General features: G+C 44.7%; 13 protein-coding genes. 7 read left to right on the forward strand and 6 right to left on the reverse strand.

What is annotated here, in order from left to right:
* Positions 1–40 precede the first annotated feature (40 nt).
* On the forward strand, positions 41–2,065 hold the full coding sequence (locus tag BWX39_RS00920; RefSeq protein ID WP_028905502.1) for a M13 family metallopeptidase: 2,025 nt from the start codon (positions 41–43) through the stop codon (positions 2,063–2,065).
* A gap of 230 nt (positions 2,066–2,295) precedes the next feature.
* Here the strand turns inward: BWX39_RS00920 and BWX39_RS12795 are convergent, their stop codons facing one another.
* Positions 2,296–2,475 carry a hypothetical protein gene (locus BWX39_RS12795; protein WP_076123155.1) on the reverse strand — a complete coding sequence of 60 codons (180 nt, stop codon included), beginning with the start codon at positions 2,473–2,475 and terminating at the stop codon, positions 2,296–2,298.
* Between the two features lie 442 nt (positions 2,476–2,917).
* Between BWX39_RS12795 and BWX39_RS00935 the strand changes: the two genes are divergently transcribed.
* The 3 genes from BWX39_RS00935 to BWX39_RS00945 all read left to right on the forward strand — a co-directional run bounded on the left by BWX39_RS00935 (position 2,918) and on the right by BWX39_RS00945 (position 6,608).
* Positions 2,918–4,726, forward strand: a complete 1,809-nt coding sequence (locus BWX39_RS00935; RefSeq protein ID WP_028905503.1) for an AMP-dependent synthetase/ligase — start codon at positions 2,918–2,920, stop codon at positions 4,724–4,726.
* Positions 4,727–4,755: 29 nt separating this feature from the next.
* Complete coding sequence (prfB, locus tag BWX39_RS00940) at positions 4,756–5,874, forward strand: peptide chain release factor 2 (RefSeq protein WP_028905504.1); 1,119 nt, start codon at positions 4,756–4,758, stop codon at positions 5,872–5,874.
* A 233-nt stretch (positions 5,875–6,107) separates the two neighbouring features.
* Positions 6,108–6,608: a CYTH domain-containing protein gene (locus BWX39_RS00945; protein WP_028905505.1), complete on the forward strand. Its 501-nt coding sequence runs from the start codon at positions 6,108–6,110 to the stop codon at positions 6,606–6,608.
* Here the strand turns inward: BWX39_RS00945 and BWX39_RS00950 are convergent.
* Positions 6,568–6,960: a VanZ family protein gene (locus tag BWX39_RS00950; protein ID WP_014709232.1), complete on the reverse strand. Its 393-nt coding sequence runs from the start codon at positions 6,958–6,960 to the stop codon at positions 6,568–6,570. The genes BWX39_RS00945 and BWX39_RS00950 overlap by 41 nt on opposite strands.
* 92 nt (positions 6,961–7,052) lie before the next feature.
* Here BWX39_RS00950 and BWX39_RS00955 point away from each other — a divergent pair, with 92 nt between their 5' ends.
* Positions 7,053–8,039, forward strand: coding sequence for a helix-hairpin-helix domain-containing protein (locus BWX39_RS00955; protein WP_028905506.1), 987 nt, complete (start codon positions 7,053–7,055; stop codon positions 8,037–8,039).
* A gap of 670 nt (positions 8,040–8,709) precedes the next feature.
* Positions 8,710–9,180: a hypothetical protein gene (locus tag BWX39_RS00965; RefSeq protein ID WP_014709228.1), complete on the forward strand. Its 471-nt coding sequence runs from the start codon at positions 8,710–8,712 to the stop codon at positions 9,178–9,180.
* Positions 9,181–9,454: 274 nt separating this feature from the next.
* Here BWX39_RS00965 and BWX39_RS12310 read toward each other — a convergent pair whose 3' ends face one another.
* Genes BWX39_RS12310 through BWX39_RS00980 form a run of 3 tightly spaced genes read right to left on the reverse strand, consistent with a single transcriptional unit; the run spans position 9,455 to position 11,505 of the window.
* Positions 9,455–9,637, reverse strand: coding sequence for a hypothetical protein (locus BWX39_RS12310; RefSeq protein WP_076123159.1), 183 nt, complete (start codon positions 9,635–9,637; stop codon positions 9,455–9,457).
* A gap of 53 nt (positions 9,638–9,690) precedes the next feature.
* Positions 9,691–10,395 carry a hypothetical protein gene (locus BWX39_RS00975; protein WP_028905507.1) on the reverse strand — a complete coding sequence of 235 codons (705 nt, stop codon included), beginning with the start codon at positions 10,393–10,395 and terminating at the stop codon, positions 9,691–9,693.
* Positions 10,396–10,407: 12 nt separating this feature from the next.
* Positions 10,408–11,505 carry a hypothetical protein gene (locus tag BWX39_RS00980; protein WP_028905508.1) on the reverse strand — a complete coding sequence of 366 codons (1,098 nt, stop codon included), beginning with the start codon at positions 11,503–11,505 and terminating at the stop codon, positions 10,408–10,410.
* Between the two features lie 435 nt (positions 11,506–11,940).
* Here BWX39_RS00980 and BWX39_RS00985 point away from each other — a divergent pair, with 435 nt between their 5' ends.
* A complete protein-coding gene (locus BWX39_RS00985) occupies positions 11,941–14,400 on the forward strand; it encodes a TonB-dependent receptor (protein ID WP_028905509.1) in 2,460 nt (819 codons plus the stop codon).
* A 316-nt stretch (positions 14,401–14,716) separates the two neighbouring features.
* Here the strand turns inward: BWX39_RS00985 and BWX39_RS00990 are convergent, their stop codons facing one another.
* Positions 14,717–16,015, reverse strand: a complete 1,299-nt coding sequence (locus BWX39_RS00990; protein WP_004362354.1) for an L-cysteine desulfidase family protein — start codon at positions 16,013–16,015, stop codon at positions 14,717–14,719.
* Positions 16,016–16,173: the final 158 nt, after the last annotated feature.

Below are 16,173 nucleotides of genomic sequence, written 5' to 3' on the forward strand. Positions count from 1 at the left end.
AGTGGAATAAGAATATAACAACAAAATAACAATTTAAAACATGAAAAAGAGAACATTAATAGCAGCCTGCCTGTTGGCAGGAATGTCTGTAAATGCACAAAACTTCTCATCAGGTATCGACAAGAAAAACATGAACCTGAACGTGAAACCTGGCACCGACTTCTACCAGTATGCAGCTGGAGGTTGGCTAAAGAGCCACCCATTGGACGCTGAACACACCAGCAACGGTGCCTTTGTAGACCTCTTCGAGGAGAACCAGAAGCGCATTCAAGAGCTTATTTTGGAATACGCAAGCAAGCCACAGCAGCAAGGTACGCTCGGACAAAAGCTCGGAAGCCTCTACAATATGATGATGGACAGCGTACGCTTGAACCGTGAAGGTTGGGCACCGCTGAAACCAACACTCTCTCGCATCGCTGCCATCAAGAACAACAAAGAATATCAGGTTGTTACAGCACAGCTCGACCGCCACGGCGAGAACACGATGATGTACGGAATTGGCGTAGGTGCCGATATGCGCAACGCATCTATGAACATCGTTTCTATCGGTCAGGGCGGTTTAGGTATGGGCACACGCGACTACTATCTGAACGACGACCCACAAACCGTAAAGGTTCGCGAAGCCTACAAAACCTATATGAAGAACCTCTTCAAGATGGTAGGCAACGATGAAGCCACAGCTGCGAAGAAGGTGGAAGCCATTATGGCAATCGAAACACGCATCGCAAAAGCCAGCTATTCGAACGTTCAGCTCCGCGACATCGACAAGAACTACCACAAGATGAGCTACAACGAACTCGTGCTGAACTTCCCTGGCATCGACTGGGGCAACGTATTCCTGCAGACAGGATTCCCTCCTTTCGATGCAGTAGACGTTGGTCAGCCTGAGCCAATACACGAAGTAGAGAAGATTCTCGCTGAAACAAAACTCGACGACCTCAAGGCATACGCCGAAATAAAGGTTATCTCGGGTGCATCAAGCCAGCTCAGCGATGCCTTCCGTGCTGAAAGCTTCAAGTACAACAGCGTGGTAAGCGGTGCACAACAAGACCGTCCACGTTGGAAGCGTGCAGTAGGCACAGTGTCAAACGTATTCGGCGAAGCTGTCGGCAAACTCTATGTAGAGAAATATTTCCCCGAAAGCAGCAAGCAACGTATGATAGAACTCGTGAAGAACCTGCAGGAAGCATTGGCACAACGCATTCAGGAAGCAACATGGATGAGTGCAGAAACCAAGGCACAGGCTAAGGACAAGCTCGACAACTTCATCGTAAAGATTGGCTATCCCGACAAGTGGCGCGATTACAGCGGACTGCAAATCGACGAGAAACTCTCACTCTACGAGAATATGCAGAACGTAAGCGAGTTCTTCCTCCAAGACGAATTGAACAGAAAGGTGAACAAGCCAGTAGACAAAATGGAATGGGGTATGACACCACAGACCATCAATGCCTACTACAACCCTACAACAAACGAAATCTGTTTCCCTGCAGCTATCCTCCAGCCTCCATTCTTCGACCCTGAAGCCGACGATGCAGTGAACTACGGTGGTATCGGTGCAGTAATCGGACACGAGATGAGCCACGGCTTCGACGACCAAGGTTCACAGTTCGACAAGACAGGTAACCAACGCGATTGGTGGACTCCACAGGACAAGAAGAACTTCCAAGAACGTTCAAAAGTATTGGTAGACCACTTCGGCAAGGTAGAAGTTGTGAACGGAAAGAAGGTGAACGGCCAGCTCACATTGGGCGAAAACATCGGCGACAACGGCGGTTTGAACATCGCATTCCGTGCTTTGCAAAACAGCATGAAGAAGAAACCACTGAAGGTATTGGACGGTTTCACACCCGAACAACGCTTCTTCCTTTCTTGGGCACGTGTATGGGCAGGCAACGCTCGCCCAGAATACTTGGAGTACGTCATTACCGTAGACCCACACTCTCCTAACATGGCACGCGTGAATGCTGCACTCCCACAAATCGACGCATGGTACGATGCATTTAAAATCAAGAAGAGCGACAAGCTCTTTATCCCTGCAAAGAAGCGCGCACAGATTTGGTAAGCAACACGAAATCCGCAGCAGCAAGTCGCTGACAAGCTGCTAAGGCAACATAATAAAATCCCTACAAACAGACTCAATGCTGCTTGTAGGGATTTTTTGTGCATTATGCGAACAAGTCAAATACCCGTCAGAGGCATCTCACAAAAGCAAGAAAAAACACTCGAAGCAAAACAAACATTTTAGCACAATGGAACGAGCGTTCAGTATAAGAAAGCAGTTCAAGCAGTCATCTATGAGGTGTTTTTAGCATTCTTCCTTGATGAAATAGCGAGAGCCTTTTCGTTTAATTTTGTAAAGATAATTCTGTTAAAAAGTGATAACTGCGCTTTGGCATTGCGAAAGCGGCTGTTTTGCGATGCAAAACCTACGCTTTTACCGTGCAAAACAGCCGCTTTTGGAATGCAAAACAATAGGTTTTATAATGCGTTGATGATAAGGCGGTTACACGATAGTTACGCTTGCGAAAAATGTTTACACCTCTATTATCTTCTTTTCGCTCAGAAAGTAATGTTAGTTCGGCGTAGGAATGTGCGGACGAAGACACTTTACTTCTTTCTGATTATAAGCATATTAAATCGTTATCAAGTCTTTCTTTAAATATCGTATGAATAATATACTGGTGCAATTCTTATATCGAACTGACGTTACGCCTATACTCGACGACCATAAAATGTATGCAATACACTTGTTTAAACTATGCTATTATTCCGTTTTATTGTTCTCTTATACCGATAAAAAGCGAAAGTTAAATGATAATAACTTCAAAATAATTTCCTTATATCGCTAAAATTTACTATTTTTGCATTTATTAAAGGTGGGCTAACGTTTGCGTCCACGAAAAGCAAAAAGACTATGCAGGCAAAACATCACTACGCAGTACTCATACATGAGCAAGCCAAAAAATATGGCACAAAACCCGTTATAACATTCAGAAACTTTGGTAGTTTAAATTGGAAATCGGTTTCTTGGAATCAGTTTTCCATGCGTGTTAAGCAAGTTTCAAACGCTTTGCTCAACTTCGGCTTAAAGCCACAAGAGAACATTGCGGTGTTTGCGCAGAACTGCATACAATATTTATACACCGATTTCGGTGCGTATGGCGTTCGTGTAACTACAATTCCGTTCTACGCATCAAGCTCTGAACAACAGATACAATACATTATTCAAGATGCCAGCGTGCGCTACATCTTCGTGGGCGAGCAGGAACAATACGACAAGGCACGCCGTATATTTTCGCTTTGCCCATCGTTGGAGCGCATCATCATCTTCGACTCAAGTGTACGCACCAGCTCAAACGATACTTACGCTATCTTCTTTGAAGACTTCCTGAAGCTCGGCGAGGGACTTCCACGACAGTCGGAGGTGGAGAAACGTTGGGCTGAAGCGAGCGACGACGACATTTGCAACATACTCTACACCAGCGGTACAACGGGCGAAAGCAAGGGTGTTATCCTCACCCACGGTATGTACAACGCAGCAATGTATGCCAACAGCCAATGCGTTCCCGTTACCGACAAGGACAGAGCGATGGCTTTCCTGCCTTTCGCACACGTTTTCGAGCGTGCTTTCTCTTATTTGGTATTGGGCAATGGCGGCGAAGTGATAGTGAACACGTACCCGAAAGAAATTCAAGACAGTATGCGCGAAACCAACCCAACCTGTATGGCATCGGTGCCACGCTTCTGGGAAAAGGTGTATATTGCCGTAAAGGAAAGGATAGAAAAGTCGAGTGCCGTACAACGAAAGATATTCGAACACGCCTTGGAAGTAGGACGCAAGCACAACGTGGTGTATCTTGGACGCGGCAAACGTCCGCCTTTGAACTTGCAATTGGAGTATAAACTCATCAACAAAACAATATTGAGCCTTGTCCGCAAACAGTTGGGACTTACCAATCCTAACTTCTTCCCAACGGCAGGTGCATACATTTCGCCCGATGTAGAAACGTTTGTACACAGCATTGGGCTTGATATGCTTGCGGGATATGGCCTCACCGAGAGCCTTGCAACCGTAAGTTGCGACCATCGTGGCAAAGCCTTTACAGTGGGTTCGGTGGGTATTCCTATCGAAGGATTGGAAATAAAAATCGGCGAAAACGACGAGATACTGCTCAAAGGTCCAACCATTACGCCGGGATACTACCGCCGTGAGCATATAAACGAAACGGCTTTCACCAAAGACGGCTTCTTCCGTACAGGCGATTCGGGCTACCTTAAAGACGGCGAACTGTATTTGAAAGAACGCATAAAAGACCTTTTCAAGACATCGAACGGCAAGTACATCGCACCACAGATGATAGAAGGACTACTCTTGGTAGACAAATTCATCGACCAAGTAGCCATCATTGCCGACCAACGCAAATATGTTTCTGCGCTCATTGTACCCGAATTCAGAGTATTGGAGGATTGGGCGAAGGAATACAATATAGCCTACGATAGCCGAGAGTCGCTCTGCAGCAACCATCAAGTAAACAAAATGATGAAAGAACGCATAGCTACCTTGTTGCAGCTGCTTGCTCCTTACGAGCAGATAAAGCAGTTTACGCTGTTGCCACAGAACTTCTCGGCAGAGAATGGCGAGCTTACAAACACGCTGAAACTGCGACGACCGATAGTATACAAGAACTACAAGGAGATTATCGAGCGTATGTACGAGGAATAAGCAACACTATCTAAAGACGAAAAAAGAAAGTGATTACAGCAGAACAACTGAAAGATGTGGTGGCGCGTGTAGATGCCTTGCACCACTATCTCAACATAGATAAGAAGAAAATAGAGTTCGAAGAAGAGCAACTTCGCACGCAGGCACCCGACTTTTGGGAAGATGCCGACCGTGCAAGGGAGCAGATGAAGAAGGTGAAAGGCATAGAAAAGTGGCTGAAAGGCTACAACAACGTGCGCTCACAAGCCGAAGAACTGCAGCTTGCCTTCGATTTCTATAAAGACGAACTCGTTACCGAAGAAGAGGTAGACAATGCCTATAAGAAGGTAATAACCGACATCGAGAGTCTGGAACTCATGAATATGCTCCGCCAAGAGGAAGACCCTATGGAGTGTGTGATGAAGATTAACTCTGGCGCAGGGGGCACAGAGAGCCAAGATTGGGCTTCTATGCTTATGCGTATGTATATGCGCTACGGCGAAGCGCACGGCCACAAGGTAACAATTTCGGACATTCAAGACGGCGACGAAGCAGGCATAAAGAGCGTAACGATGAAGTTTGAAGGCGGAGAATATGCCTACGGATTCTTGAAAAGCGAAAACGGCGTGCACCGTTTGGTGCGTGTCAGCCCTTTCAATGCACAGGGAAAGCGTATGACAAGCTTTGCCAGCGTGTTTGTTTCGCCGCTCATCGACGATTCCATCGAAGTGTATGTAGACCCTGCACGCGTAAGTTGGGACACCTTCCGTTCGGGCGGTGCAGGCGGACAGAACGTAAACAAGGTGGAATCGGGTGTGCGTCTGCGCTATCAATACGAAGACCCCGACACGGGAGAGCAGGAGGAAATCCTCATAGAAAATACGGAAACGCGCGACCAACCCAAGAACCGAGCAAAGGCTATGCAGCTCTTGAAGTCGCAATTGTACGACCGTGCGATGAAGAAACGCATGGAGGCGCAAGCCAAGGTTGAGGCTTCGAAGAAGAAAATAGAATGGGGAAGCCAGATAAGAAGCTATGTCTTCGACGACCGACGTGTGAAAGACCACCGCACAAACTATCAGACTTCTGATGTAGACGGTGTGATGGACGGCAACATAGACGACTTTATAAAAGCCTACTTAATGGAGTTTCCAGTAGAAGAAGAATAGAAAAGGTGGAGCTGAAAAACCGATTTTCACCTTATTATATATAATAACCTGCGAGAAGGAACAAAACTTCTCACGTAAAATAATATCATTATGAGCAACAAAAGCAAAATGCAGAAGAAAGCACGCGAAGCGCGTCAAGAAGAGCAAGCAAAGTCTGTTATCAGGTGGATTGTCATCACGCTTATCATCTTGGCTATCATCTTAATGGCTTGGGCAATGTATATTTGACAACAATGAGCAGCGGATTAGAAATAGAACGCAAGTTTCTCGTTCATAAAGACATTGATTGGAAGAGTAGGGCGCACAGCGTAAGCCACATTCAGCAAGGCTATTTTGTGGCTGTAAACACCGTTCGCATACGCATTCGCGATAGCAAAGGCTACCTCACGATTAAGGGAAAATCGAACGACGGCGGACTTTCGCGCTACGAATTTGAGAAGGAAATAACCCTCGAAGAAGCCCAACAACTTCTTCGTCTGTGCGAGAAAGGCGTCATAGACAAACACCGTTATCTCGTGAAAAGCGGCAGCCACACTTTCGAGGTAGACGAATTTCACGGTGAAAACGACGGACTCGTAATGGCAGAAGTCGAACTAAACAGTACAACGGAAACGTTTGAAAAGCCCGACTTCATAGGAATGGAGGTTACAGGCGACGCCCGCTTCTACAATCGGCAGATGCGCCACAATCCGTTTAGTGCTTGGAAAAATACCTTACCAGCAGAGTACCGATAATCAAAGCGAGGGTAGAGCCCACTATATTGGCAACGAAATCGAGCCATTCGCCATTTCTGTTCCCATTGGTACAATAGGCTTGCAACACCTCTGTTACACCGCCTAAGAGCGTAGGCAGCAGCCAAATGCCCAAAAACATACCCTTTCGGGTTACGTGCTTGTGGTTGTGGAAATACTCGTGTGCGATTATCAATCCCAATGCTGCATACAAGCCGATGTGCGCCCACTTGTCTATGAGCGTAATATCCTTTAATGGAGTGTCGGGAATGGCAATCAACGAAACGATTAAAATAGCAACCGACATACCTATCGACATCGGAAACTTGCGCAATAACTGAAGAATCTTTTCCATAAGCCTATTCTGTTTTAATGCAAAAATAGCATTTTTTTTGCACTTTTGCATCGTTTTGACTGAATATTTTAAGAATAAACACATCTTATACTATGAATATTCGTGATTTCTTTTACTTGCAGAAGTCCGATAGAAAGGTAATTGCTTTCTTGCTATGCCTTGCCGTTGCCGTATTGGGAGCAATATTCCTGTTAGGCAACAAGAGCCCTCGCACATTGCTGAACGCCGCCGACAGCACGGCTTTTGTAGCAGAAAAAGGAGGAAGAATGAACGGTAGGGCAACCGACCTGCGCCACTACGAACTGGAAAACAACAGAAAAGCAGAGCTGTTCCCTTTCGACCCCAACACAGCCGACAGCGCACAACTGAGCCGTTTAGGGCTTGCGCCTTACCAAATACGCAACATCTACAAATACAGAGCCAAGGGAGGCGTGTTCCGTTCGCCACAATCGTTTGCCAAAGTCTATGGTCTGACACGCAAGCAGTATCGCGATTTAGAACCCTACATCACCATTGGCGACGACTATCAGCCCGCTTTCACGATGGAAACCATACGAGGCTACGAGCGCGAAAGGGCAGCAGAGCAGCGCAAACTGCACGAAGCCTACGAGGCTTACAAGCAGAACGATGCGTACAAACCTTACAAGAAATACGACAGAGACACCATTCGCTACCCCATTAAAATAAAGTTGGGCGAGCACATCAACCTCGCCTGTGCCGACACCACGATACTGAAGAAAGTTCCCGGCATAGGTTCGGGGTGGGCAAAAGCCATTGTCGGCTATGGCGAACGGCTTGGCGGATATGTCGCAGTGGGGCAACTGAAAGAGATAGAGGGCTTTCCTATGGAGTCACTGCCTTTCTTTGAAGTCCGCAACGCCCACACCAAGCAACTCAACCTGAACACGCTTTCGGTGTCGCAGCTGCGTCGCCATCCTTACATAAACTTCTATATGGCACGCCAAATAGCAGAATACAGACGATTAAAGGGCAAGCTAAGCAGTCTGTCGCAACTTCGATTGCTCAAGGATTTCCCACCCGACATAATCGAAAAATTGCAACCTTATGTTTGTTTTTAGGCGGTCAGAAGAAGCTGATGAATGGAGTTGATTTCCTTTTTCCTGCTTGCAGACAAAAGCATAAAACAGCCCTTGTTTTGTAAAGATTATTTCTTTAGAAAATGGCAATTTCGATTTGGCATTGCGAAAGCGTAGGTTTTGCGTTGTAAAAGAGCCGCTTTTACCGTGTAAAACCTACGCTTTTAGAATGCAAAACAATAGGTTTTGCAACACGTTGATAACAAGACGATTACACAAGAGATATTCTTGTGAAAAATATTTACATTTTTATGACGTACTCTATAAATCATTTTTGCTGATAGATTGGCACACTTTGGAATATTATCAAGATTGTCATAGCATTGTCATGGTGGAAAAAGCACTTTCCGAAAAATTAGGAAAGGAGTGACGCAAGAATTGTTAAAAAAACAGATAACTTTAAATATGATTTGGCTATCCGAAATTATTGATTTACTTTTGCAATAAATTAATCAATAAAACACTTCTAAAAACAAATTTAAAACTAAAGACATGAAAAAACAAGATTATTGTTTGGAAGTATATTAATGTTCATAACATTGACCTTTACTTCATGTACTGAAAACATTATTATACTTATGCTTATGAAAGCGAGAAGTTTTGGTAAATTAAAGAAGGTCAAAATTAATTATATCATAAAAGAATAGAAGATATGAAAAGATTAAAATTATTTTTGGGAAGTATATTAATGCTCGCAGCATTAATCTCGTGCAACAAGTCGGAACTCGATAGTTACCCACCTGCATTAAACAAAATACAATTCGAATTATCGACTTCTCAGACAGGTAAAGATACACTTTATGAAAAAAATAAAAAAGATTTTAAGATACAACATGTATCGCTAATCAACAAGGCTGATGATAAAATAATTTGTGAAATAAATTCTTTGTCAAAGCAACAACCAAAATTAGAGGCAGGGGGAGTTACGTATGGAGAAGTAAAATATGCCGATGGTGAAGTTTCTCTAATTAAAATCTATAATTGGGGAACACTCGAAAAGATTTCTACTAAAGCTCATAAGAAGGCATACGCTATGACTTACACAGGCAAAAAACCTGCGGACATGGAGGTGGGCTTAGCTGTTATGGGTGAAAGCGCAGGTATATCTGTATCTATAAAATAAACCTCCATTGGTACATATCAGCAGTTGGAGAAAAGATGTAAATCAGACTTTCTGCAAATGATAACAACATCGGGTAGAAGGCAGACACTTATGATTGGTGTTTACTTACTACCCGATTATCTTTTGAGAGTTTTCTATTTGTCGTATTAAAATTATTTATGCACCAATTACACTACTTTTTGTATGGAGGGTGATTTACTGCATTCCTAACACTCAAAACGTGGTAACACGGTTATAGGGCAGAATAAATCCTATTCCCACCTATAGCCCAGATTTATACATTAATTCTATTCGCTTTTGTAAAGATTATTTCTTTAGAAAATGCTAATTTCGATTTGGCATTGCGAAAGCGGCTCTTTTGCGCTGCAAAACCTACGCTTTTACCGTGCAAAACAGCCGCTTTTGGAATGCAAAACAATAGGTTTTGCAACACGTTGATAACAAGACGATTACACAAGAGATACCCTTGTGAAAAATATTTACACTCTTATAGCCTGATTTTTCCTACTTTTACACCAAATCTTCGTAGGCTTGGTTCATCTCGTTCATCAGCACTTCAAAGTTGTCGGAATTAAGTGCCACACGACGGAAGATAAGTTCCAAGTTGTCGCCTTCGAGCGAAATGGGTTCTTCGTGCAGCAAAGCCATTGTACCGTGGAGCATCAGACGGAAGACGGTAGCTTGGTGCAGGGTTGCCAACTCTGGGTTGGCAGCTTTCAGAACCGTGCTGTACGCCATCATCTGCGTGCGCACCATAGAGCGAATGGCAAGGGCTACATCAACCACTTCGGTCGTTTCTGTACCACGTTCGTAGTTTTCAAAGAACTCCGAAATAGTTTGCAATCGTCCCGAAAGCAAGGTCGCTATCTGCTGCTGATACTCTTTAATGGCGGTATCGTACACTTCTTTCGAACCGCAGGCATAGCGGAGAAGTATCTTCGGCGATGTTGAATTACTGAAGTTCCTACGCTTCATATCTTCCGCAACCGCTTCTCCGTCAGCGTAATTCAGACGAATGAGAATTGGAAACATCACTGAAACGTAACAAGCCGACAACTTTTCGTAGTTGTCGGCTATTATTTTCTTGTACTCCAAGGGTGTTATGTCTGTCTTCCCAGGCTGTGTAGCGTCTATCTGACCGCTTACAAAGGCTTGGAAGAATCCCCTTGTCATTGCTGCCACCACCTTGTGGCGGCTAACAGTTGTTATGCGCATATCTATTATTTCTTATCTGTGTCCTCCGAAAGAACCGTTGTTTTGTGCAGGGCGTTCGATTGTTGGGCGTGGCTGCGGATTAGAACGTGGCGTGCTGTTGCCAAACGAACTTCTGCTTTCGCTGCTGTTGTTGAACCCGCTGTTCGATGGTGTTGTGGGGCGACGGCTGTCTGAACCAAATGTGTTTGTTCGGTCGGAGCTGTTGCTTCTGTTATTGTTTCTGCCGAAACCCGACGATTCTAACGTTGTGCCTTGGCGCGAACCACCGAAGCTACTGTTACCGAAATCGGAACGTTGAGGTTTCCGCTGTGGTTGAACACCGAATGGGCGACCTTCCATTGAGCTGTTGCCGAAACTTCCTCTGCTGGGTCTTTCGTTGTCGCGGCGTTGGTTTCCGAACGATGGCTGGCTGCCATTGTTTCCGTTTTGCGGTGTCTGTATGATGCGTGAATCGTTGTTGTTGTAACCTCCGAAACTTCCGCTGTTGCGATTAATCACCACTGGCTGCCCTGTGCGTCTGCCAAATCTGCCTGCATAATAGCTGTTGCTGAGCAGGTTTCTGCCGCCACGATAGGTATCGTAGTAAACTGGGCGTGAGCGATAATAATAGCGTGGGTTGTCGTATCGGCTGTAAATGCTGAACACGTATCTGTTGTCATACCAATAAACAGGGCGATAGAAGTAGTCCATATTTACGAAGTAGTTGTATTGAGAAGCATTCAGCACATAGAAAATATCGCTGTTGCGACGTGCCCAATAGTCGCCGTAGATAGAGCGTTCATCGCGCATATTGAGCAGATAGTCGAGGTTTATTTCGTAGATAGCCTCGTATTGTGCATCGGTAAGTCCCAATTCGTAAGCCATTTTGTCGGACAAGAACAATGCTTCTCTGCGCGCTTCTTCGTATCGCATGCCCGAGTAAGCATAGCGACCATCGTAGCCTGAGCCGTAACCTGCATTGTAAATCGTGCCCCCCGACGTATAGATTGTACCGCCTGATGTGTAAACTGTACCCGCAGGGGTGCTGTCTATTGCAAGCAAAGTGTCGCACGAGGTGAGGGACATCATCGTTGCGATGGCACTCATAAGGAAGATATACTGACGTTTCATGACTTTATACTTTTAAATTGTTATACTTATTTTTCATTGTTTATGCTGCAAATATAGCGGTAATTCCCCATACAGCCAAGGGCGTATGCCTATAATTGGGCGGAAAATCCCTACTCTTTCAAATGTGCGGAAAGTTGTATTGTAATATAAAATCATCTTTTATAGGTATGTAATATTTACAGTAAACACTCTCTATGCCCTTATTTTGCGGTATTCTTCGTTTTATTTAATACACAGAGATAACTATTCTTGCCCTATCAGTATTATATTGCTACCTTAAGAAGAATATATAATAACAAATTGACAGAATAAATTCAATAGAATGAAACTAAGGAAAAAGAACACTTTATGACAATATTTTACTAACTTTTAGGTATTGTCTGTTGTTTCATAAGTAAATACCTTTGCACGCATTAAATTAATATACCATATTATATGAAACGAGTTTTAATTCTATTTTCAGGATTGCTTTGTGCCATTATGTCTATGGCTCAAGGCACAGACGCTATGCTTTTTGGCGATGTTAAAGCCAAAGAAACAGGGCAACACCTCCCTCACGCAACCATTACCGTGAAAGGTACAACCTTAAAAACCAAGTGCGACGCTTCGGGACACTTCAAGATGGCAGACTTGCCAGTGGGTAAACAAATTGTTGTTGCCAACCTTGAGGGTTATCAGGAACAAGAACTTGAAGTTGAAATGATTAGCGGTAAGGGTACTGCTGTTTACTTTAAATTGGATAAGGACGCTTTAGAGCTTAGCCAAGTTGTGGTAACAGGTACACGTACCGAACACTTTGTAAAGAACGTTCCTATCCGTACGGAAGTGCTTACATCGCAGGCTATCAAGCGCAAGAATGCGCTGAACCTCTTCGATGCATTGGAAGGAGTGCCTGGTATTCGTGTAGAACAGCAATGCCAATTCTGCAACTTCTCAATGGTTCGCATGCAGGGTCTTGGTGCTGAACACACACAGGTGCTGCTCGATGGCGAACCCGTGTACTCTGGTCTTGCGGGTGTTTACGGCTTGCAACAGATGGGTACGAACGACATAGACCGTCTTGAAGTGGTTAAGGGTGCAGGTTCTGCCCTCTATGGCAGTAGTGCTGTGGCTGGTGCCATCAACATTATATCAAAGGAACCAACCTTCGAACCTTCAATAAATGCAGACATTCAGTATGGCAACTTCGGACACAAGAGCTACAAGGGCTCTGGTTCTATGCGCTACAAGAACATTGGTTTGCTGGTTACAGCACAACGCACGGAAGAAGATGCCGTCGATGCGACACAGGACGGACTTACACGCGACGAGGTAAAGCAGAAAGACCAAATCTCTGACCGTGTTTACAGCCTTATGAACAACGTCGGTGCAAGCATCTACGTGTATAGTCCTTTTGCAAAGAACGATAAGCTTGTGCTTCGCGCAAAGGCAATGGACGAACTCCGTTATGGCGGCAATATGAAGGATAACCTGTTCCTGAACCCTTATTCAGAAGGCACAGAGAATATCCGTACCAACCGTATCACGACCGACCTTGCCTACACATTGCCTATCGGTTCACGCTCTGAGCTGAACCTCGCAATGGCTTACGTTCACCATAAGCGCAACGCAACGAACGATACATTCCTTTCTAACTACAAGGAAGCAACAACCGACGCTGCGCACCCAGAAGGTATCAGCCCTGACGTGGAGTTGATGCGCCCTTACATTGCTAAGGAAAATACATTCACTCCTTCGCTCACGCTGACTTCTATCCTCGGCAAGCACACTTTGCTTGCGGGTGTTCAAGGCTACTTTACCCGTTTGAACGAAACTGGTCTTTACATTATTTCTGCCGAAGAAGAAAGAGGTAACCCATACTTCGGTATTCCTTACACATCTATCGGTAAGAAACACGCCAACGAATTTGGCTTCTTCGTTCAAGACGAATGGAACATATTGCCCAACCTTACCGTTGTGCCTGGCTTGCGTTTAGACACCCACTCTTCTGGCGAAGAGTATGCAACAAGCCAAAAGGTGTCTGACCATGCCTTCCCACAGACCCACTTCAGCAAAACTTCGTTCAATCCTCGTCTTGCCATCAAGTATTCTGTGAGCCCTTCATTCGTACTCCGTGCAAACATTGGTACAGGTTTCCGTGCTCCTTACGGTTTCTCTGAAGACTTGCACCTCTGCTCTGGTTCGCCACGTGTATGGAAGTCATCAAGTCTCAAGGGGGAGCGTTCTATCAGCTACAACCTCTCTGCCGACTACTATGCAAGAAACGTTCAGTTGAGCGCAAACATCTTCCGCACCGACTTGAAAGACAAGATACAGTTTGCTCCTGCAAGCGACGAAGTGAAGAAATTCGGCTATACATACCAGTGGGAGAACGTAGACGACGCATACGTGCAAGGTATTGAGCTCGGCGTAAAGTGGAATCCATTCAGAAATTTCAAGGCTGGTGTGAACTGGACAATCAACCAAGGCAAGTTCAAACACGAACGCGCAGAATGGTCTGACCCAGAATCAGACGAATGCAAAGAAGCTCCTCAGCGTTTAGCTTACGCCAAAGACAGCAAGTACATCTCTCGTTTCCCTGCTATGACGGGCGACTTAAACCTCGAATACACTCCTGGCACTTGGTCGTTTGCACTCACAGGTTCTCTGCAAGGCAAGATGTACATCGACTATAACTCTGAAGATGCTCCAAAAACATCTAAGATTAAGAAGACAAACACTTTCACTTTGTGGAACCTCCGTGTAGCTAAGCGTTTCGGTTCGTTCAGCGTTTATGGTGGCGGAAAGAACATTTTCAGCTATCTGCAAGACGAAAAGCACGGCGACGACGCAGCATTTATGTATGCTCCTGTCTATGGTGCAACGTGGTATGCAGGCGTTAGCTTCACCCTCTAATGGGAGTTCAAGCTGACAAGATGCAGGTTCACAGCCCTTAATTGTTTGTAAATTGGGTGATACTGTACTCGTAATACACAAACGTATACCACGAGTGGGGTATGAGCATATACCACGAGTGATATGCAAGCGTATACCACGAGTGGTATATAAACGCACCTTACTTATGGGGTATGAAAGCGGTTTCGCACACGATGAAACAACCGATAAAATCATCGAACTCACGTTAAGGATACGTTTTTCATTGATAATATTAGCAAAAAGGTTCGCACACGGATTGTATGCGAACCTTTTTCATATTTTTTAGGTGTATGTTTTAGCAAGCACCTTTACTTGTCATAATGTCTAAGACCATTATATCCATTTCGTTCATAGCGTCCTTGCCCAAGCTGGTAAGGTTGCGAATAGACTTGTCGATATCTTTGTCGATGATTCCTTCTGCCTCTGTTACGTGGTGATTTTCCATTGAAAGCATCGCAGAAAGTATGGCAGTAGATACGCCTGACGAAACTTTCAGTGCGCAACTTGGCTTTGCACCGTCGCAAACCATACCTGTAAGGTTGGCTATCATATTCTTTACAGCATAGCAAATGTTGTTGTAGTCGCCACCCATCAAATAGGTAATACCACAACTTGAGCCCGTGCAGGCAACGATACAGCCACAGAGTGCCGACAAGGCACCGAGGTTTTGCTTAATATAAATGGCGGTGAGGTGGCTCAATGTGAGCGCACGCACCAACTCTTCTGGTGTGTTTTCGTTCTCCTTGGCAAACACTACAACTGGGTTTGTTGCACAAATGCCTTGATTTCCCGAACCACTGTTGCTCATAACAGGCACCATTGCGCCACCCATACGTGCATCGCAAGCCGACGCAGTTTTAGAAAGTATATGCGAATAGATACTGTTGCCGAACAAACCGCGGCTCAATGGGCGGTCCATTGTTTTACCGACACAGTGTCCGTAGTTTCCTTTCAACGCCTCTTCAGCAGCATTCATATTGTAACGCTTAGCTTCGAGAATGAATTCTATTTCGTTTATGGGTGTCGTAGTTGCGAAATCCCACACCATTTTTAAGTTCAACTGAATGTCTTTGTTATCGGTTGGTGCACCTTCTTCAGCAGGAACCTGCTTATCAAGCAGCACTTTGCCGTCGGCTTCTTCATAGACAAAGTTTGTATGTGTCTTTGAAATAATGGCAGTAGCTTTCTTTCCACCTGCCTCGCACGTCATTTCGATGTACAATTTCTCGGTAATTCCTTCCTTCAGCTTTATGTCTATGCGGTTTTCGCTTACATATTGCTTTCCCTCTTCCAAGGTTTCAGGCGTCAGGTCTTTAATTACTTCAAGCTGATATTCCGACTTTCCTATGAGCGCACCCAAAGAAATGGCGATTGGCAAGCCTATCATTCCTGTACCGGGAATACCCACTCCCATTGCGTTCTTTAAGATGTTTGCAGACAAGAATGCACTTATTTTCTCTGGTTTCTGCCCCAATAGCTCTGTGGCACGTGCAGTACAGAGTGCTACCGCCATAGGTTCGGTACAGCCAACGGCAGGAACAACCTGTCGATGCATCAAATCAATGATTTGTTCGCGTATGTTTTTCTCAAGCATTTCTATTATAAATTAGTAGTTGGATTGCAAATGTACGCAAATTTTGGCAAACCAAAGGGAAAATAAAAGAAAAATTATTGATGAAGAAAAACTTTGACTTAAATTTTGCAATTGCAGAACATTATCGTATCTTTGCACGCAGATAGACTTTCGGTTTA

This window comes from Prevotella intermedia ATCC 25611 = DSM 20706 (assembly GCF_001953955.1).
Classification (GTDB): domain Bacteria; phylum Bacteroidota; class Bacteroidia; order Bacteroidales; family Bacteroidaceae; genus Prevotella; species Prevotella intermedia.

Excerpts from the sequence above, each read along its gene's own strand:
- BWX39_RS00920 (WP_028905502.1), top strand. The coding sequence starts at position 41 with ATGAAAAAGAGAACATTAATAGCAGCCTGCCTGTTGGCAGGAATGTCT.
- BWX39_RS00935 (WP_028905503.1), top strand. The coding sequence starts at position 2,918 with ATGCAGGCAAAACATCACTACGCAGTACTCATACATGAGCAAGCCAAA.
- BWX39_RS00945 (WP_028905505.1), top strand. The coding sequence starts at position 6,108 with ATGAGCAGCGGATTAGAAATAGAACGCAAGTTTCTCGTTCATAAAGAC.
- BWX39_RS00950 (WP_014709232.1), bottom strand. The coding sequence starts at position 6,960 with ATGGAAAAGATTCTTCAGTTATTGCGCAAGTTTCCGATGTCGATAGGT.
- BWX39_RS00955 (WP_028905506.1), top strand. The coding sequence starts at position 7,053 with ATGAATATTCGTGATTTCTTTTACTTGCAGAAGTCCGATAGAAAGGTA.
- BWX39_RS00965 (WP_014709228.1), top strand. The coding sequence starts at position 8,710 with ATGAAAAGATTAAAATTATTTTTGGGAAGTATATTAATGCTCGCAGCA.
- BWX39_RS00975 (WP_028905507.1), bottom strand. The coding sequence starts at position 10,395 with ATGCGCATAACAACTGTTAGCCGCCACAAGGTGGTGGCAGCAATGACA.
- BWX39_RS00980 (WP_028905508.1), bottom strand. The coding sequence starts at position 11,505 with ATGAAACGTCAGTATATCTTCCTTATGAGTGCCATCGCAACGATGATG.
- BWX39_RS00985 (WP_028905509.1), top strand. The coding sequence starts at position 11,941 with ATGAAACGAGTTTTAATTCTATTTTCAGGATTGCTTTGTGCCATTATG.
- BWX39_RS00990 (WP_004362354.1), bottom strand. The coding sequence starts at position 16,015 with ATGCTTGAGAAAAACATACGCGAACAAATCATTGATTTGATGCATCGA.